The sequence below is a fragment of the Flavobacterium pectinovorum genome (genome assembly GCF_006438875.1).
GTDB classification, from domain to species: Bacteria; Bacteroidota; Bacteroidia; order Flavobacteriales; family Flavobacteriaceae; genus Flavobacterium; species Flavobacterium pectinovorum_A.
Genome location: NZ_RCZH01000003.1, coordinates 255,442 through 275,946, shown reverse-complemented (window position 1 = coordinate 275,946; position 20,505 = coordinate 255,442). Strand labels below are relative to the sequence as shown.

Genomic DNA, 20,505 nt, shown 5'->3' with positions numbered 1-20,505 from the left:
TATGGAGAAAAACATTACTCGTTTTGTCATTTTAGCTTCATTTTTACTATTATTTTCTTGTAATGATAATAAGCTAACTGAAGTTGTAGAAGTTCCTTTGCCAACAAAAGAAGAAAAGATTACAATTGGATCTCCAAATGACGTAAAAGCAGATCCAGGATCTTTTGAGTTAACAAAACTTTCCTTTTCTTATGATGGATTAGCGCCGGCAATAAGAACGCTTACTATGGAAACGCATTATTCGAAACACTATTTAACGTATACGAACACTCTGAATAAAGAGATATTAAATACTGAATTTGAAAATATGTCAATTGAAGATATCTTAAAAAAATTAGATCTCAACAATGCAAAACTTCGTCAAAATGCTGGTGGATATTATAATCATACGATGTATTTTAATCTTTTGACTCCTAAAGAAATCACTCCGAAAGATACTTTGGCAGGTTCTATTAATAAAGAATTTGGTTCTTTTAGTAATCTTACCAACCAGTTTAAAGGTCAGGCAACAAAGCAATTTGGTTCTGGCTGGGTTTGGTTAGTTGTTGACCGATATGGAAAACTACAAGTAACTACAACTGACAATCAGGATAATCCATTAATGAAAAATGCCCTGATTCCGGGAACGCCAATTTTAGGAATCGATTTATGGGAACATGCATACTATCTGGATTATCAAAACAGAAAAGGAAGTTACATTGACGCTTTTTATCAACATATAAATTGGGAAAAAGTAAACGAAAACTATATTGAGGCTTTAAAGAAAGTCAAAAAAGTATAAACAAAAAAGCTGATACAATTAAGTATCAGCTTTTTTTGTTATATTACGTTTTATTAAGCAGTTCTTTTATTAATATAGTAAATTAAATATGACAAAAATCATATATCATCATTTTAGTCCATCATACTTTAGCGACAGTATAACAGCACTTTAATTTTAATACTTTACCTCCTATATTAATAATATCAAAGAATACAAGGATTACTTGCTGCCTGGAAAACGCTATAACAAAATCTTTTGAAAATTAAAATTGTTACAATCTGTTTCGCTGTTATGGTGCTCTTGTCATGTGACAAAGAGAAAGCTATTGCTGTTAATAACGATCCTTCAAATCAATTATCCGGAAATACGGCCGCATCCAAAAATCTTCAAAATCCTAAAGCGTTTTCAGACGGCTTAACAACAACTAAAGCAGAATATTCATACGAGCAATTAGATAACACAAAAGGTCTGTCTAATAGCTCTGTCAATACTATTTTTCAGGATTCTGAAAATCTGCTTTGGGTTGGAACATGGGATGGTTTGAATCGTTTTGATGGAAGCAATTTTAAAATTTTCAGACCTGAACTTAATAATGAAAATAGCTTAAGTAATCAGGTCATTCTCAAAATAGAAGAAGATAATACCGGAAAAATTTGGGTTCTGACACTTCACGGATTAAATCAGTACAATAAAAAGAATGGTACTTTTCAGCGTTATTTCTTTTCGAGAAAAAATATCCCCCCATTATCTGAATCTGAGTTCAACATGGCTCTTGACACTTCTAAAAAAGTATTTTGTGCTGTAAAAGACTGGGGAATTGGCTACTTTGACGGTGCTAAATTTCAATTAATAAAAGCAGCAAATATCCCGAAGAGCGCTGTAAAAAAAATGCAATTCACAGCAACAGGTGAATTATTGGTTTTATTTGAAAACAATGATCTTTATTCATTAGCTATTGTAAACGCTCAAAATGGAGAAAAAAGAATTTCAAAAATAAAATTGATCTCAAAAAAAATAGAATCCTTCGAAGAAATTTCAAAACAAAAAATAGTTACGATATCCTCAAACGGAAACAGTAATTACTATTCTTTGGAAAACAATACATTCTTAGGTTCTTCTGAAAAAAATATTGAAAAGTTTATCGGCAAAACTTCTGAAGGCGTAATCGCTTTAGACAAATCAGGATATTTTATTATTGATCAAAATGGTGGTTTTTTAAACTATGATTGGTTAAAACAATTAAATACTCATAAACCTACTGTATTAATACGTGGAACTGAAAATATTTTGTGGACTGGAACTGACGGTGATGGAATTTTTAAAATAAGTCCGCTAAAAAAGCCTTTTAATCTAATTTCTAAATTAGAAGTTCCAGAATTTGACGGTGCAATTGTTCGCACATTTTTAGAAGGAGACGAAAACTCTTTTTGGGTTGGCACAAAAGGAAAAGGTCTGTTTAAGTTTTCCTCTAATTTTTATCTCAATCCGGAAAAACCTTTAGAATATAGAAATTACAACGCCAGCAATAGTGTGCTTAATAATGCTGTTTTTTCATTATGCAAAGGTTACAATAATCTTCTTTTTATTGGTACAGACGGGGATGGAATTACGGTTTTTGACTCAAAAAAATCAAAATTAATTTCCTGGAAAGAAATTATTGGAACTGAAAATTGTTCCTATTTCAAATCTGTGTATTCTATAAGTCAGGATGCGGATGGATTTATTTGGATTGGAACAAATGGATATGGAATGATTCGCTGTAAGATTGAACGTCTGGGCGAAAAATTAATAATCTCGGAGTTCAAAAATTATCTCGCCGGAAGCAGTAAAAAAAACGCATTGAGCAGTAATATCATTTTTTCGATAATTCCAAAAAATAAAAATCAATTATGGATTGGAACACGATTAGGAGGATTGAATTTATTTGATAAAAAAACAGAGCATTTTATTTCTTATAAAAATATCGAAAATGATCCTGAAAGTTTATCAAATAATGACATTTTATGTTTGATAACGGATGCTAAAAACCAACTTTGGATTGGTACTAGTTTTGGTTTAAACCTACTGGAATCTATCAAAAAAGATGGAAAGGCTGTATTTAAAAACTTTACAGTTAAAGATGGATTGCCTAATAATACGATTCATGGAATTGTTTCTGACAAGAAAAATAATCTGTGGCTGAGTACAAATTTTGGTTTATCGAACTTCAATAGTAAGGAATTAAAATTCACCAATTATACCCGAAATGAAGGTCTCCAGAATAATGAATTTGCAGATGGAGCATTTTACCAAGACCTGAATTCTGAATTTATTTTTATGGGAGGAATAAAAGGGTTTAATTATTTCTTACCTCAAAAAATAAAAGAATCTACTATTATTCCTGATCTTTTTATTGATGAAATTAGCGGTCAAAACCAGCCAATTCCTTATTATCAGGGTTTGGTAATAACACCGGATTCAAATACCTATCCTTCTATTGTTTTAAATCATAATCAGAATTTTTTTGATATTGAGCTGACTGCTTTGACTTATATCAATACCGAAAAATGTCAATATGCGTATCAATTAATGAATTTTGATAAAGGCTGGAATACCATCAATAACCGACGAATTATTTCTTTTACGAATGTTCCTAAAGGAAACTATTCTTTATGGATTAAATGGTCCAATAGTGACGGAGTCTGGAGTAAACCGGTTCATGCCATCGATATTTGTGTTAAACCTGTTTTCTGGCAATCAAATCTTGCACTTATAATCTATTCTTTACTGTTTTTGGCATTTGTATTATTCGTACTTAGTTACTATAAGAAACGACAATCTTTGACTCAAAATATTCTTTTCAGACAAAGAGAAAAAGAGCTTCATGAAAACAGATTGACCTTTTTTACCGATATTGCCCATGAGTTTCAAACTCCGCTTACGCTGATTGTAGGTCCTATTCAAAAACTTTCTGAAGCTACAAACCTCAACGAAAGAAATCAGAAGTTTATACAAATGATCCAGCGAAATTCTTCAAGATTGTTGTTCTTAACACAACAATTACTCGAATTTAGAAAAGCTGAATACGATTATCTGGAAGTAACAGTGAAAAAATTTGATTTGGTCAATTTAGTAGAGCAAATTGCTGAATTATTTGATGAATGGGCTTTAGAAAAAAACATAGAATATAATCTCAACATTCCTCCTGCTCTGGTTGGATGGTTCGACAAAGATAAAATTGAAAAAATAGTATTCAACCTAATGTCTAATGCTTTCAAATATACTCCTGTAAACGGAAAAATTGACCTTAAATTTTATATTGAGGACAATGATGCTCCAAAATTAAATATAGCGATCACAAATACCGGAAAAGGGATTCCAAAAGAAGAATTGGATTCTTTGTTTACTCAATTTTTTCTGGCAGATATCAGCAAAGAAAAAGAAACTGATAATAATATGTTTAGAACGGGTATTGGTCTTGCCTATGTAAAGAAATTAGTTACGGTATTAAAAGGCGAAATACAGGTTGCAAGCACTTTAAATAAAACCACAACATTTACTATACTGCTGCCTTGTAATAAAGAGGCTTTTAACGAAAAGGAATTAGATAAGGCAATAAGTCCTATTTTAATTTCACATCATTTAAAGAATATCCTGGAAGAAAACCCAATTAAATTTGAAGATATTCCACATAAAATTGTATCGCTAAATGAACTTGCTGATAATCGTAAAGTAATTTTAATAGTCGAGGATGAAAAAGATATTCATAGGCTCCTTGAGGAATTATTAAGCGAAAAATACAAACTTATTGTAACATATAATGGTTTGGAAGCTTTAGAAATCATTGAAAATGAAATCCCTGACATCATTATTAGTGATGTAATGATGCCCTATATGGATGGAGTCGAGCTTTGCAAAAAGATTAAAACGGATATTAAAACCTGTCATATTCCATTTATAATGCTTACCGCAAAAGATTCGGTTTTACATCGAATTGAAGGAATAGAAAGCGGCGCCAATTCTTATATTCCAAAACCATTTTATCCGGATCATTTATTAATAAGAATACAAAAACTTCTCGAAGAGAAAGAATTGATCTCAAAACACTTTAAGCAGGATACTTTGGTTGAAAACCTATCAGATCTTCCGATTAACAATGATGAAAAAGACTTTATAAAAAAAGTAATAGAACTTATTCGCCATAATATCGATAATGAAAACCTCCAAAGTTTATTTATTGAAAAAGAATTGGGAATCAGCAACTCACAATTGTATCGTAAAACCAAACAGCTTTTTGGTTTTACACCGGGTGATTTAATCCGAACCATTCGATTAAAATATGCAGCAGAATTATTACGCAAAAATAAACTAACAGTATCCGAAGTCTGTTATCAATCCGGCTTTAATAACCGCTCCTACTTTTATCGTGAGTTTAAAAAACTATACGATCTGACTCCCAAAAATTACCAGCTCAAATACAAATCAAAGAGCTAAATAATTACAAAACACTGATTACCAGTAAACAAAACAACAGTGTACACTTTTGAAGAAATAGTGTACACTGTTTCGTGTATGCGCAAGCTAATTTTATAAACGATAATTAATTCAAACGTTATCGTAAATTCTAAAACTAATCTAACCTTAAAAAAAACCATGAAAAAAATCAAGCTAACTATTAATTTAACCCATACCACTTTATGAAAAACTATATTTATAAATTATTCTTATTGGGAATAATTTTATCAGGGAGTATTATGCATGCCCAAACCGTAAAAGGTGTCGTTTCAGACAAAGGCGGACCAATACCACAGGTCAACATTACTGTAAAAGGAACTACCAACTATGCTATCACAGATTTTGATGGAAACTATTCTATAAGCAATGTGAGTACTAATGCCATCTTGGTATTTAGTTATATTGGATATCAAACCCAGGAAATTCCAGTTAATGGGAATAAGGTAATAGATGCCTTTTTAACCGAAGATTCACAAAAGCTAAACGAAGTTATTATTGTGGGTTATAGCAGTCAAAAAAAGGGCGCTATAAATGGTGCAGTCACTACAGTTGACATGAATGAACTTTCTAAAACCCGAGTGGCAGATGTTGCACAGGCATTGCAGGGTCAGGTAGCCGGAGTTGTTGTTTCGGCCAATACCGGTGCTCCAGGTGATGGTATAAAAGTCAGGATTCGTGGAGAAGGCACATTGGGAAATAACGACGCTCTCTATGTTATTGATGGAGTTGCAACCCGCGATATTTCTTTTTTGAATCAATCAGATATTAAATCGATGACAGTTCTAAAAGATGCATCAGCGACCGCAATTTACGGATCTAGAGCTGCCGGTGGAGTTGTTATCATTACAACAAAGAATGGTATAAAAGGAATGACCAGTTTTGACGTTGAACTTTTTTCAGGGATTCATTATGCTACCAATTTACCTAAAATGCTAAATTCCAGTCAATATTTAAGCGTTAAAGACCAAGCTTGGCATAACACTAAAGGAAATGCCGCCAATGCAGAAAGTCCATACGCATTTGACAGAAGAACCAGAACAGATCTGGCCGATACAAATTGGCAAGATCAATTATTTACAACAGGACTATCTAAAAATTTACAGATTTCGGCAAGCGGAGCTACTGAAAACCTGCAGTATTTAATCTCCGGCGGTTACTACGGAATTGATGGAATTGTAGTCGAGGATAATGACCAATACAAGCGTTATAATTTTAGAACAAATGTCAACGCAAATATTACTGACAGATTTAAAGTTGGTACCAATATGCAAATTGGTTTTACGAGACAAGATAAATTATCGTCCAGCGGAGATTCACCCGGTATTATTCGCCATGCTTTATTGCGCTCACCGGTCATAAGTGTTTATAAAGATGTAAACGATCCAACTTATTCTGCAAATGATCCTTATACAGATTTGCCTTTCTATACAGGTCCCAATGACGGTTGGAGTAAAAACTATGAATATACCTCCAACCCTATTGCTATGGTTCATTTTACAAATGATGTAAGAGAACAATTTAGAACATTTGGTAATGTTTATGCCGAATTTGCCTTTTTAGGAGACAAGTCATTAAAGTTCAAAAGTAGTTTAGGAGTAGACGTTATTTTTTCTCATAACAAAAGTTTTGGCGAAAATTATGGCGATAATAATATTGCTGATACCAGCTATCAATATTACGGAATGGGAAGACAAAACCGTCCTAATAGTTTGAATGAAGATAGAGGTCAGGACATGACTTTTACTTTTACCAATACGCTGAATTATACTAAAACCTTTCATGAAGCTCATAATGTATCTTTTTTATTAGGTATAGAAAGTATCAATAATAAACAATCTGCAATTGGCGGAAGTCGAAATAACTATGAAAACAGTTCTCCCGAATTTCAATATTTAGATTATGGAAATAGTACGTTGGGCTTGTGGAATTCAGGAAAAGCAAGCAGTTGGTCTTTACTTTCTTATTTTGCCTCAGGAAATTACGGATACAATAATAAATATTTTGCTACAGCAACCATAAGAGCGGATGCTTCATCACGATTTGGTCCCAATAATAAATGGGGATACTTTCCCTCTATTGCGGCAGGTTGGGTAATTTCTAAAGAAAAATTCATGTCAAAAGTCGATTGGATTTCTAACTTAAAATTAAGAACAAGCTGGGGACAATCAGGAAATCAGGAAATAAAAGACCATCAATGGTATAACTTGTACTCATTAGGAACAAATCCTAAACTTATTCGTATTGGAAATCCTGATGTAAAATGGGAAACTACAACTCAGACAAACGTAGGACTTGATTTAGGTATTTTGAAAAATAAGCTTGCCTTTACGGTAGATTATTTCTCAAAAATAACAGACAATATTTTACTCGATGTGGTTCCTCCGGGAACGGTAGGTGATTTTTTGCCAACCAGTGTAAACTCTGCATCTGTAAGCAATAAAGGATTTGAATTTGGATTAAATTTTCAGAACAACGATCATGAATTCAAATACGGAATCAATGCTAATGTCGCTACATTAAAAAATAATGTAGACAGGCTGCAACAAAACGTTAACAATATTACCGACGATGCGACTCATACCAAAACGGTTGTTGGTCAACCTATAAGCTCTTATTATGGTTATCAGTTTGACGGAATTTATCAAAATGCAAGTGAGGTAAGTTCTCATTTATTTACTGCTTCTAATGGTACGCAACCGGGTGATATTAAATTTAAAGATCTTAATAACGACGGACAGATAAATGCCGATGACAGAACTTTTATTGGAAGTTCTATTCCTAAAATAACCTATGGCTTTAATTTTAATGCCGATTATAAAAACTTTGATCTTTCATTTTTACTACAAGGTGTTGGCGGAGTTGATCGCTACAATGACTCTAAACAAATTTTGAATTACGATAGCCGTCCATTCAATTCGACAACGGCTGTCTTAAATAGCTGGAACGGAGAAGGAACAAGTAATACTACTCCAAGGTTGACTTTTAATGATAATGGCGGAAGCAGAGTTTCGAGTGTATTTGTTGAAGATGCTTCTTACTTAAGATTAAAAAATATCGAAATAGGATATACTTTTTCAAAATCAATTCCGGGACTTAATAGTTTGCGTTTGTATGTATCAGGACAAAATTTATTTACCATAACAAGTTATACAGGTTTGGATCCTGAATCGACTTCACTCATTGATAAAGGTACTTATCCACAATCGTCAGCTTTCATTTTTGGAGCTAAAGTGAAATTATAATTAACTATTTAAAGTATTAAATCATGAAAAAAATATTTATAGCCTTACTTATAGCTTCCTTCTCATTAGTAAGCTGTCAGGACGAATTAGACACTGAACCAACAGGATTGTCTACAAAAGAAGGATTGGTTACCGCTACTGTCGTAGAAAATAGTATAAGTTCCTCTTATCAATTACTTTCAAACACATTAAATATTATGGGAGAATGGAATTGGAACGGCGGTTTGGTTTTCCAGAATGATTATATCATGCAGGATATTGCCTCTGATGATATGGAAAAGAAATGGAATTCTGACGGCGATCAGCCATGGATCGATGAAATCAATAATTTTACTTTTACCTCTACCAATGGCGGACCCAATGGTTTATGGAAATACAATTACGAAGGTATAAAAAGACTTAACCTTGGGATTGAATTATTAACCAGATCAGATATTGAAGCCGTTACAGGAATTTCAACTGATAGAAAAAAACAGTTATTGGGCGAAGCATACTTTTTAAGATCCTACTATTATTTTTCATTAGTAACCAATTTTGGAGATGTTCCCTTAATTGTAAAACCTGTTGAATCTCTTGAAGAAGCTTTTGCAGTATCAGTAAGGGCAGATAAAGCAGTAGTATGGAATAAAATAAAAGCGGACTTAATTCTGGCACAAGATTTACTTCCAAATTCTAAATATTCATCAACTACAGAAAAATGGAGAGTTTCAAAAGGTGCTGTTATCGCATTACAGGCAAAAGTGGCTTTATACAACCAAAAATGGGCAGAAGTTATACCATTGGTAGATCAATTAACAACATTAGGTTATAGCTTAAATGCAAACTATTTTGACAATTTTACCGTAGCCAAAGAATACAGTGATAGTGAAGTTATTTTTTCATACGATCATCAATCTAATATAGTTCCTAAAAGAGGAAACGGAATTTGTGCTCCATTAGGATGGGGATTTTTTGCTCCGAGTACTGATTTCCTAAATTCTTTTGAACCTAACGATCCCAGAAAATTATATACTGTTGATGTACCAAATCAAAATATAAATAAAATGCTGGGCAGCACAAATGGAACCAACAAAGGAAATGATGACGCTCCTAACAATAAAGTGTACATGCGCTACGCAGATGCCTTACTTTGGAAAGCTGAAGCATTAAATGAAACAGGAAATTATTCTGAGGCAATTACAATTATCAACCAAATCAGAGCAAGAGCAAGAACTACTATTACTGCAAATGGAGCTCCTGTACCTGCAGGAACGTTACCGGATCGCCCAATATCATCAGATAAAACAACGATTAAAAATTGGTTAATTTCTGAAAGAAGAGCTGAACTTGGTTTTGAAAATCAAAGAATGCTTGATTTAAAAAGATGGGGAATTGCTAAAGAAGTAATGACGGCTCACGGAAAAAATTTCCAGGACAAACACATGTTATATCCAATTCCTCAATCTGAAATTGACAGATCAGCAGGAACTTTAACACAAAATCCTGGATATTAATTTTTCAATAAAGTGTAACCTGATTTACTTCAATAAAAATTAGGTTACTCTTTAAATTATACTAAAAAAACAGAATCTAATATTATGACAGACATAGCAAAGCGTTTTGCAGAAAACCCATTATTATCACCTATAGATATTCCTGCAAGCAGAGAAGGATTAGAAATTACTTGTTTATTGAATCCGGGAGTATTTCAATATGAAAATAAAACATGGTTAGTAGTACGAGTTGCCGAAAGACCAAAGCAAAAAGAGGATGTAATTTCTTTTCCTATATTAACAGAAACTGGGGCTATTAAAATTATTGAGATTCCAAAAGACGACCCCGAATTAATTGCCAATGATGCAAGAGTAATTAATTACAAAGGAACGGATTATTTAACTACCCTTTCTCACTTACGCCTTTTACGAAGTGACGATGGACATTCTTTTTATGAACCCGAGAATTATCCTTCTTTGGTTGGAGAAGGTATTTTGGAAACATTTGGAATTGAAGATTGTCGTGTTGCCTTAATTGAGGGAACCTACTATCTAACCTTTACTTCCGTTTCTGATAATGGTGTAGGTGTTGGCTTACGTACTACGACTGATTGGAAAAATTTCAAAAAACACGGTATGATATTACCGGCACACAATAAAGACTGTGCCATTTTTGAAGAGAAAATTAATGGATTATTTTATGCCTTACACCGCCCAAGCAGTGTCGATATTGGAGGTAATTATATCTGGTTGGCTTCTTCTCCTGATGGTATACATTGGGGAAATCATCATTGTATTATAAAAACAAGAAAAGGGCTTTGGGATAGCAAAAGAGTTGGTGCCGGAGCAGCTCCGATTAAAACTGAAAAAGGCTGGTTAGAAATTTATCATGGTGCCAATGAAGCCCATCAATATTGTTTGGGTGCTTTTTTAATGGATCTTGAAGACCCTTCAAAAGTACTTGCAAGAACAGAACAACCGATTATGGTTCCAACTACAACTTATGAATTAAGCGGTTTTTTTGGAAACGTAGTCTTTACCAACGGTCATATTATTGAACCTGATGGAGATACCCTTACTATTTATTACGGTGCTTCCGATGAATTTGTTTGTGGTGCTCAATTTTCGATTAAAGAAATCCTTTTACTTTTAAAAAATAACTAAATGTTTAAAAAACTTATATCAGAAATTGACCATTTTAAAAGCCAGACCCATAATTTTCGCATACTAATTTTTACCAATTTAGTGTATGCATTGGTATTGCCCGTAATCGACATTTTTGTCGCTGCGTATATCATGCGAAACTCGAATGACACTTCGAAAGTTGTTATTTATCAATTGGCAATTTATACCGGAATTCCGCTTACTTTTCTATTGAATGGCTTTTTATTAAAGCATTTCAATATCCGAAAACTATATTCTATCGGAATGATGCTTAGCGGTGTTTCGATGATTATCATGATGTCATTAAAAACGCTTGATTTGACCGGAATTGGTATCGCAGGTATCACGATGGGGCTTTCATTTGGCTTATATTGGTCTAATAGGGATTATCTGGCTTTGTCCATAACAAACGATAACAATCGAAATTATTATTACGGATTAGAAACTTTTATTTATACCATAATCGCTATTGCAATACCAGCAACAATTGGTTGGTTTATTCAGTCAAAAACAGGTGAAGATCAAAAACATGAAGCCTATGTTATCATAACCGGAATTGTTTTCCTTATTACGATTGTCGCTTCAATAGTTTGCTATAGAGGTAAATTTGAAAATCCTGCCCAAAAGCAGTATATCTTTTTCAAATTTCACCCGCTTTGGTACAAACTACTATCATTAGCTACCTTTAAAGGTTTAGCACAAGGATTTTTAGTTACCGCTCCCGCAATGTTGATTTTTAAAATACTGGGAGAAGAAGGCGCATTAGGACAAGCGCAATCTATTGGTGCAATTTTGGCTGCCATAATCATTTATTTTATCGGTCGTTTTTCGAAACCATCAGATAGAATCAAAACCTTTTCGGTCGGATTAATTTTATTTGCTTTGGGAGCATGTATCAACGGGCTTTTATTCGATAAAACAGGAGTAATTATCTTTTTGTTACTATTACTTATTGCAAAACCTTTAATGGATTTAGCCTACTTCCCTATTCAGTTAAAAGTAATTGATATTGTATCCCGCATAGAAAAAAGAGGTGAATTTGCTTATATCTTAAATCATGAAGCCGGACTTTACGTAGGAAGACTTTTGGGAGCTGGAACCTTCCTAACTCTTTATTATGTAGTTTCTGAAGATTTTGCATTAAGATATGCCATCGGAATCATTGCTTTATTACAATTGTGTTCGATTTTTATCAGTAAAAAAATTATCAAGCAAGGATTGGAACTTTCTCCAGAAGAAGAAATTACTCCAAAAGTACTGGAAGAAGTCGCAGTTAAACTACTCTAACACGCTGAGTGTAATTGTGAAAATTTTATTTAACACATAGAAACATAAATTTTAAATAAGTGAAACGCTTTTTTTTGAGAGTATAAAATCTATGTTTCAATGTGCTCGAATATTAGCCACAGATTAAAAATTTTAGAATCTGCTCAATCTGCCAAATCTGCGTGAAAAAATAAAACGCCTTTTTTGAAAGTGCAAAATCTATATCATGGTGTGTTAAAATTAATTACAACCAACCATTATATTAAAATAAAAAATTAGAAATGAATACATTTATAAAACTCACTGTTTCGTGTCTGTTCGTTTTAAACGCAAGCGCACAAATACAGCAACAAAAGATTTCTCGAGTAGATCAAATGCCTAATCTGCCACAACCCTTAAAAATCATCGATTATAAAAAACTGGCTTTAGATTTTGATAAAACAGTTTATGATTTTAATGCCAAAGGAAAATTTTGGCCAATGGTATGGATGGATGATACTAAAAAGAATTTTCCGGAAACCGTAGTTGGATTATATACTGCTGTTGGAGATGTACGACAAGGTCCTGATCATAATAAAGGAATGTTTCATGAAGCGCTTGCTACTATGGGAGCAACTTTAGGAGCTACATTAGTTGGAATTGTCAAAAACAAACCCAATCTGAACTATGTGGGAATGCTTAAAAACTATTTCAATAAAGAAACCAACTGGAATATTATGATGAATAATACCTGTCCGGAAGTTGCTTTGTTGGGTGGTGGTTACGGTCGCGACTGGTGGTATGATGTATATCCTAATTTACTTTTTTATGCCGTTTATGATAAATATCCTAATGAACCGGGTTTTACAGAAATTGCCAAAAGTATTGCCGATAAATTTTATGAGGCCGATGTAATTTTAAATGGGAACTATAATTATTCTTATTTTGATTATAACAAAATGACGCCAATGACAAACAACATCTGTGCACAACCCGACGCAGCGGCCGGACATGCCTGGGTTTTATATATGGCGTACAAAAAAATTGGTGATCCCAAATATTTAAAAGGAGCTAAAAGTGCATTAGCCGCCTTAGAATCTCAATCAAAAAATCCGACATATGAGGTACTAATGCCTTTTGGAGCCTATTTAGCCGCAAGAATTAATGCAGAAGAAGGTACAGAATACGATACTCACAAAATGCTCGATTGGTCATTTGACGGAACACCAATCTGTCGTGAAGGATGGGGAGCATTGGTAGGTAACTGGAATGGTATTGATATATCAGGTACTTTTGGAAGTACGGTCGATCATGGTGGTTATGGTTTTTTGATGAATACTTACGACGCGGCCTGGCCATTAGTGCCAACGGTAAGATACGATCAATCTTATGCGACAGCAATTGGAAAATGGATGCTGAACGCAGCAAATGCTTCCCGCTTTTTCTACCCACAATATATGCCTGATGAGCATGAAACTATCCCAGAACTTGCCGAAGTTACCAAAGGAGTAATTGCCTATGAAGGAATAATTAAGAAATCAAGTTATAAAGAATATGAAAATCTAAAAGGTCCTGTAGCACAAGGTGACGGCCCGCTTTGGGTATTGGGAGAAAACCCTAAAGAATCTCAATTTAGCGTTTATGGAAGTGGACACGTCGGGATCTTCGGCAGTATTATTCGTGCAACGAATGTTACGGGAATATTGCAACTGAATTTATTAGCAACCGATTTTTTTAGCGCAAAAGCCTATCCTTCATACTTGTATTATAATCCATATCCAACAAGCAAAACCGTTATTATAAAAGCAGAAAAAGGTAAAAAAATAGATTTATACAATACCGTTTCGGGAAATTTTATCGCTCGAAATGTTACTTCATCTGCCAAAATAAAAATTGAAGGATTAAGCTCAGCAGTTATTGTTTGTGTGCCTGCTGGCGGAAAAATAACTCACGAAGGAAATAAGATGCTAATTGATGGTGTTGTGGTAGATTATAAATCGTCAGAGAAAAAATAAATACCATTTTCGGTTTAGTTTGTCATCCCGAGGTTTAATTTTTATGCGATTGTCAGGCAGAGCGGAGTCGAAGCCCGTTCCAATTGGTGCGCCCTTCGCCTCCGCTCAGGGGGACAAGCTGTGTGTTGATACAAAAATGAGAATAAAAAATGTTGTCAATCTTCACATATCTAGGTAAATAAATGGCTATAAGCCTACTATAATAACTTAACCAGACAACAAATATTATGAGATTGAATCTATTGAAATCCATATTCTTTTTTCTGCTAATGATAAACACAAACCCAACTTTTGCCCAAAAAACGGCTGACGAAAAATGGTGGAAAGAATCTGTTTTTTATCAAATCTATATGCCAAGTTATGCAGATAGCAACGGCGACGGATATGGGGATTTTAAAGGAATGACTCAAAAATTGGATTACTTAAAAGGACTCGGAATAAAAGGGATTTGGCTTACCCCATTTCTTACTTCTCCAAAAGTAGATAATGGTTACGATATTGCTAATTATTATGAAGTAGATCCCACTTATGGGAGTAAAGCCGATTTTGATGCTTTTCTAAGTGAAGCTCACAAAAGAGGAATTAAAGTAATCATAGACATGGTTTTTAACCATACTTCTACCGATTGCAAATGGTTTCAGGAATCCCGAAAATCAAAAGATAATCCGTATCGTGATTATTACATCTGGAAAGACGAACCTAACAACTGGGAATCTTTTTTTGGAGGAACAGCCTGGGAAAAAGACGCTGCAACCAATCAATATTACTATCACAAATTTGATAAACGAATGGCTGATCTTAATTGGTCGAATCCTAAAGTAGTTGTTGAGGTTCAAAATGTATTGCGTTTTTGGCTTGACGCGGGAGTAGATGGTTTTCGATTGGATGTAATTAATTTTTTAACCACCAACGGAATCACAAAAGACAATCCAATAAAAGACGGACAACAAGATCATATAAACGATATCGATCAGGAAGGTGTAAAAAATGCCATGCGCACAATAAAAGCTACCGTAAGTGAATACGACAATCGTTTTATCGTGGGAGAAATTGGAAGCGATAAAATCGAAGTTTTAAAACAATATCAGTCACAGGATTTACTGGATGTTGTTTTTAATTTCAACTTCGGAAGTATCAAAGAATTTTCGACGCAGCGGATTTTTGATGAATTACAAAGTATGGAGAAAAATATGAGCAATTATCCCACTCTTTTTTTCGGAAGCCATGACATGCCCAGAATGATTGATCGACTTGCAGATGGAAATCCTGATAAAGCTACAGCACTTGCTGCTTTGATACTTACTGCAAAAGGAGTTCCGTTTATTTATTATGGCGAAGAAATTGGAATGCATAATATTATTGCTCAGAACATCGCTGAAATGGCAGATATACAAGGAAAAACACATTATCAAATCGCACTTGCTCAAGGCAAAAACAGTAATGAAGCACTTCTGGAAGGAAACGAACACAATCGCGATAAATCCCGCAGTCCAATGCAATGGAATGCAGATTCTTTTGCTGGATTTTCTAAAGAAAAAAGCTGGATTAAAATAAATCCTGATTATAAGAAAACAAATGTTGCTGTTTTGGAAACGCAAAAAAACGCTATTCTAAACAGTTATAAAAAACTAATCGCTTTACGAAATAAAGAAAGAGTTTTACAATATGGATCTTATGAAAATATTGAATATCAAGAAGATCAAATTTCATTTACAAGATTTTATGAAGGCGAAAAAATTACGGTAATAATAAATTTTGGTATAAAAAAAGAATTAACACTACCTGCTAATGCTAAAATATTATTGGGGAACAAAGTCTTGAAATCAAATAGCTTTATTGTTTATAAAAATTAGGTTTTCATCCTGCAAAGTTTTCGAAACCTTGTAGGCATCGAATTTATCTCTAAAATATTGAGCGTTTTATCCTAACAGGTTTTTAAAACCTGTTAGGTATCTAGGTATTCAAAATAATACCTACAAGGTTGAAAAAAACCTTGCAAGAAAAGGACTTTTATTAAAACCACTATATTACAAGAGAACTATTTCACTTCATAAATAAACGATTCCGATGGTGCTATCTTAACTTTAGCTTTGCCTTCACCATTATTTACAATTAGTTTTATTTCATTTTTCAAATACAATTGATCTTTAAGCGAATATTCTCCATCTTTTAAATTCCATTTTGAAATAATATCTGACGGAATCTTTAAATCAAATTCACTTGTTTTATCCGATGAAAAATTGACAACTACAATCAACTTTTGATTTTCGGACCAACGCACATACGAGTAAATTAAGTCATCATACCCCAAATTATTCTGACGGTTTACGGATTGAATCTCCTGAAAATTTCCCATTAAGGCAGAACTTTTAATCGAAAAATTTAATAATCGTTTGTAGAAGTCACGCAGGCTTTTCTCTGATTCAGAAAGTTTTCCACCATCAAATTTCCCCTCATTCATCCAACGCTGGTGATTTGGAACTCCGATATAATCAAAGATTGAAGTTCTGGAATGAGTTCCAAAACCTGCATTTTCATTTCCTGCTTCCCCTACTTCCTGTCCAAAATAAACCATTGTTGGCGAAGTACTGATTGTTGTTGAAACCACCATTAAAGGTTTCCCACGTTCCGGAGTTCCTGCAAATTCAGGACTTGCTAGTCGCTGTTCATCGTGATTGTCTAAAAAATGCAACATATGATGCTCAATATCCGACATTCCTTTTTGAATATCAGATAATCCATCAGGATTTGATTTGCCACGAATAACATCTTTCAGCTTATCATACGTTTCTACTTTATCATATAAATAATCCATTTTTCCCAAACGGATATAATTGCGATATTCATTGGGATTATAAACTTCAGCCAATAAAAAAGCATTTGGATTTTTCATTTTGATTGCCGAATTCATATAACTCCAAAATTCATACGGAACCATCTCTGCCATATCATAACGAAAACCGTCTACGCCTTTTGCTGTCCAATACAAAGCAATCGATTTGAACTTTTTCCAGGAATCCGGAACGTCTTTATCTTGCCAAAAAGCAAAATGTTCCTGATAAGATTTTCGATCAAATCCAGCCGGAAGTTCCGGAAAATCTTTTGATCCGTCAGGACGAATTCCGTAATTTACTTTCACGGTTTCGTACCAGTCATTTTGATCAGGTTGCACTTTACGCGAACCATTTCCGGTCCATTTTGCAGGGTTTTCATCAAAGAAACCGTCAACCATTGGATTCTTTTCTCCGTTTAACGGAATATCCCCATTCGGAATTTCAAAATGCTCTTTTGGAATGTAATAGAAATTATTATCTCTCTTATATTCAACATTAACATCATCATCTGCACCAAAATCTTTAACACCTTCAGGATTGCTTTTTCCTTCGTATTTTCTCGCAATATGATTGGGAACAATATCTATAATAAGCTTCAATCCCGCTTTGTGAGTTCGGGCGATTAAAGCTTCAAATTCCTGCAATCTATTTACCGGATTAACTGCCAAATCTGGATTTACATTATAATAATCTTTTACTGCATACGGTGATCCAGCGCGGCCTTTTACAACTTCAGGATCATCATTTGAAATTCCGTACGCTGTATAATCACGAACCAAAGCATGATGTGGAACTCCTGTGTACCAAATATAAGTTACGCCTAAATCCTTAATTTCATGAAGTGCTTTATCCGTAAAATCGTTGAACTTCCCTACGCCGTTTTCTTCGATTGTTCCCCAAGGTTTGTTGGTCGTATTTTTATTTCCAAATAAACGTGTAAAAACCTGATACACGACAATTTTCTTATCTGTAGGAACTTCTTCTTTAGTCGTCATTTTTAAATCTTTGGTTTTACATGCCGAAAACAGCATTGTTACAGCCATTCCCGCAACTATAATTCTTTTATTTATCATATCTCTTTTAATAAACTGCTTCTTACTTGAAATAAAAAAATAAATCAATACAAGAAACCATTTTTTAAATTTAGACTAAATTTTAAAATTTAAAAGAAACACATTTTGATTTATCATCAAAAAGCCAAACTACAACGAAATAGTTCTATTTTTTGTTGGTAACTTAAAAAAGGTTCAATCCCGAAACTTCCGGACAGACAGACAAAGTTTTTTTTAAGATGAATTAAAAATTAAAAAAGCATTTGGATTAGATCACTTCTTAATCTTAGACGCACTGCTGTGCGTCTCTACGATATACATTGTGAATAAAATTCATTTACAAAAAACGCTAACAAACCTTTGTTCCTTTGAACCTATGCCGCTTTGTCCCGAAGTTTCGGGATTGAACCCCCTAAAAAAAGAAACATTTAAATTAATCCTAATAACATTATAGGATTGTAACCTTTTTCATAAATTTGACAAAAATTTAATCAATTGAAGAAATCACTCTTTTATATATCTTGTTTGCTTTTGTTAAGCGTTCAATTCATTTTTGCACAAGCGCCAAAGCCAAAAACAATTAATATTGAGAATTCTGACCTCGTAGAAGTGAATCAGGTTTTAGTCCCTGACGGAATTTTGCTTACCGGAAATGTAAAAGTAAATCACGATGGTGTCGTATTAACTTGTAATAAAGCTTATTTTTTTCAAAAAGAAAACTATATTAAAGCTTTTGGGAATGTACAATTAGTGCAAGGTGATACTTTGTTTTTGAATAGTAAATATGCCGAATACAGTGGAAACTTAAAAAAGGCTTTTGCAACCGGAGATGCTGTAATGAGTTCTCCTGACGCTACTTTAAGAACCGATACGATTAATTTTGATCGAAATGTTCAACAGGTTTTTTACAATACAAAAGGTACAATTGTCAATAAAGACAATACTTTGGTAAGTAAATCAGGAAGATATTATGTTGAAGAAAAGAAATTTCAGTTTTTAACCGAAGTAACAATCACAAATCCAAAATATGTTATAAAATCGAATCACTTAGATTATTATAGCAATTCCGGGCATACTTATTTGTTTGGACCATCAACTATTACCAGTAAAGCCAATTATATTTATACAGAAAAAGGCTTTTATGATACCAAGAAAAACCTCGCCCACTTTTTACGGAAATCCTACATAAAATATGACGACAGGCTCATCGAGGGCGATAGTTTGTATTATGACAGAAATGTTGAATTTGCATCGGCAACACGAAATGTAAAGATTACGGATTCTATAAATCGGGGAATTGTAAAGGGACATTATGCCGAAATTTACAAACTAAAAGATTCCATGTTTGTGACCAAAAGAGCGGTTGCGATTAATCTTATTGAGAAGGATTCAGTTTACATTCACGGACAAAAATTAATGGTTACTGGCAAAGAAGGCGAACGAATTTTAAGAGCGTACAAAAATGTTCGCTTCTTTAAAATAGACATGAGCGGAAAATGTGATTCTATACATTCGAATTCTAAAACTGCTTTGACAAAACTGATAGGTAGTCCGATTTTATGGAATGGAGATAATCAAATTACCGGAGAAGTCATGCATTTAATTGGTGATAATACTACCAAAAAACTAGATTCCTTAAAAGTGCTCAATAACACCTTTCTCGTCTCGCGGGACACACTCGGAACCGGCTTTAATCAAGTCAAGGGAATCAATTTATTTGGAAAATTCAAAGATGGAAAGCTTCACGATGTAGATGTTATCAAAAATACCGAAGTCATTTATTACATGCGGAATGACGAAAAAGAACTTATTGGAATCAATAAAAATGTGAGCAGCAAGATCAATCTGATTTTGGAGAATAATGCTATAGAAACGATTACATTTTATAATAAAGTAGACGGAGATATCTATCCCGAAGCCGATTTACCCGAAAATGCCCGAAAATTGCGTGGTTTAGTCTGGCGCGGCGATGAACGAATAAAATCGAAAGACGATATTTTTACTGCAGAAGAAAATGAACTCAATGACAAATTAGTCCAGGAAGGAAAAGATGAAGAAGCCACGAACAAAGATGTTCCTATGAAAGTCAGAAAAGAAACCCTCGATTACGATAAAAAGAAATCGGCAATAAAACCAGTAAAGGCAAGTACAAAAACTAAAAAGTAGTTTTTTCAGTTTTCAGTCGCAGTTTTCACTACAAAGCTTTGTGATCTTTACTGTTAAA

General features: G+C 33.7%; 10 protein-coding genes. 9 read left to right on the top strand and 1 reads right to left on the bottom strand.

The features are described 5' to 3' along the window. The first annotated feature begins 1 nt into the window (after position 1). From EAH81_RS05580 to EAH81_RS05545, 8 genes are all read left to right on the top strand, one after another. Positions 2 to 781: a superoxide dismutase gene (locus tag EAH81_RS05580; RefSeq protein ID WP_140504663.1), complete on the top strand. Its 780-nt coding sequence runs from the start codon at positions 2 to 4 to the stop codon at positions 779 to 781. A 237-nt stretch (positions 782 to 1,018) separates the two neighbouring features. After that, positions 1,019 to 5,236 (top strand): hybrid sensor histidine kinase/response regulator transcription factor, encoded by a 4,218-nt coding sequence (locus EAH81_RS05575; RefSeq protein ID WP_140504660.1) that lies wholly within the window; start codon positions 1,019 to 1,021, stop codon positions 5,234 to 5,236. A gap of 203 nt (positions 5,237 to 5,439) precedes the next feature. Then, a complete protein-coding gene (locus EAH81_RS05570) occupies positions 5,440 to 8,499 on the top strand; it encodes a SusC/RagA family TonB-linked outer membrane protein (protein WP_140504658.1) in 3,060 nt (1,019 codons plus the stop codon). A gap of 23 nt (positions 8,500 to 8,522) precedes the next feature. Beyond that, positions 8,523 to 9,992, top strand: a complete 1,470-nt coding sequence (locus EAH81_RS05565; protein ID WP_140504656.1) for a RagB/SusD family nutrient uptake outer membrane protein — start codon at positions 8,523 to 8,525, stop codon at positions 9,990 to 9,992. A gap of 84 nt (positions 9,993 to 10,076) precedes the next feature. Beyond that, the gene (locus EAH81_RS05560) at positions 10,077 to 11,135 is read left to right on the top strand and encodes a glycoside hydrolase family 130 protein (RefSeq protein ID WP_140504653.1); all 1,059 of its coding nucleotides are present in this window, start codon (positions 10,077 to 10,079) and stop codon (positions 11,133 to 11,135) included. Further along, on the top strand, positions 11,136 to 12,422 hold the full coding sequence (locus EAH81_RS05555) for an MFS transporter (RefSeq protein WP_140504651.1): 1,287 nt from the start codon (positions 11,136 to 11,138) through the stop codon (positions 12,420 to 12,422). A gap of 260 nt (positions 12,423 to 12,682) precedes the next feature. Then, positions 12,683 to 14,395 carry a hypothetical protein gene (locus EAH81_RS05550; RefSeq protein ID WP_140504648.1) on the top strand — a complete coding sequence of 571 codons (1,713 nt, stop codon included), beginning with the start codon at positions 12,683 to 12,685 and terminating at the stop codon, positions 14,393 to 14,395. A gap of 269 nt (positions 14,396 to 14,664) precedes the next feature. After that, positions 14,665 to 16,248 (top strand): alpha-glucosidase, encoded by a 1,584-nt coding sequence (locus tag EAH81_RS05545; protein WP_140504646.1) that lies wholly within the window; start codon positions 14,665 to 14,667, stop codon positions 16,246 to 16,248. Between the two features lie 185 nt (positions 16,249 to 16,433). On the opposite strand, the gene EAH81_RS05540 is transcribed toward EAH81_RS05545, so the two are convergent. Then, the gene (locus EAH81_RS05540; protein WP_140504643.1) at positions 16,434 to 18,302 is read right to left on the bottom strand and encodes an alpha-amylase family glycosyl hydrolase; all 1,869 of its coding nucleotides are present in this window, start codon (positions 18,300 to 18,302) and stop codon (positions 16,434 to 16,436) included. 474 nt (positions 18,303 to 18,776) lie between these two features. Here EAH81_RS05540 and EAH81_RS05535 point away from each other — a divergent pair, with 474 nt between their 5' ends. Continuing rightward, positions 18,777 to 20,447, top strand: a complete 1,671-nt coding sequence (locus EAH81_RS05535) for an OstA-like protein (RefSeq protein WP_410501099.1) — start codon at positions 18,777 to 18,779, stop codon at positions 20,445 to 20,447. The last annotated feature ends 58 nt before the right edge of the window (positions 20,448 to 20,505 follow it).

What these genes read in the sequence shown, in the direction of transcription:
- EAH81_RS05540 (WP_140504643.1), bottom strand. Translation starts at nt 18,302, where the DNA reads ATGATAAATAAAAGAATTATAGTTGCGGGAATGGCTGTAACAATGCTG.
- EAH81_RS05560 (WP_140504653.1), top strand. Translation starts at nt 10,077, where the DNA reads ATGACAGACATAGCAAAGCGTTTTGCAGAAAACCCATTATTATCACCT.
- EAH81_RS05550 (WP_140504648.1), top strand. Translation starts at nt 12,683, where the DNA reads ATGAATACATTTATAAAACTCACTGTTTCGTGTCTGTTCGTTTTAAAC.
- EAH81_RS05545 (WP_140504646.1), top strand. Translation starts at nt 14,665, where the DNA reads ATGATAAACACAAACCCAACTTTTGCCCAAAAAACGGCTGACGAAAAA.
- EAH81_RS05565 (WP_140504656.1), top strand. Translation starts at nt 8,523, where the DNA reads ATGAAAAAAATATTTATAGCCTTACTTATAGCTTCCTTCTCATTAGTA.
- EAH81_RS05555 (WP_140504651.1), top strand. Translation starts at nt 11,136, where the DNA reads ATGTTTAAAAAACTTATATCAGAAATTGACCATTTTAAAAGCCAGACC.
- EAH81_RS05580 (WP_140504663.1), top strand. Translation starts at nt 2, where the DNA reads ATGGAGAAAAACATTACTCGTTTTGTCATTTTAGCTTCATTTTTACTA.
- EAH81_RS05570 (WP_140504658.1), top strand. Translation starts at nt 5,440, where the DNA reads ATGAAAAACTATATTTATAAATTATTCTTATTGGGAATAATTTTATCA.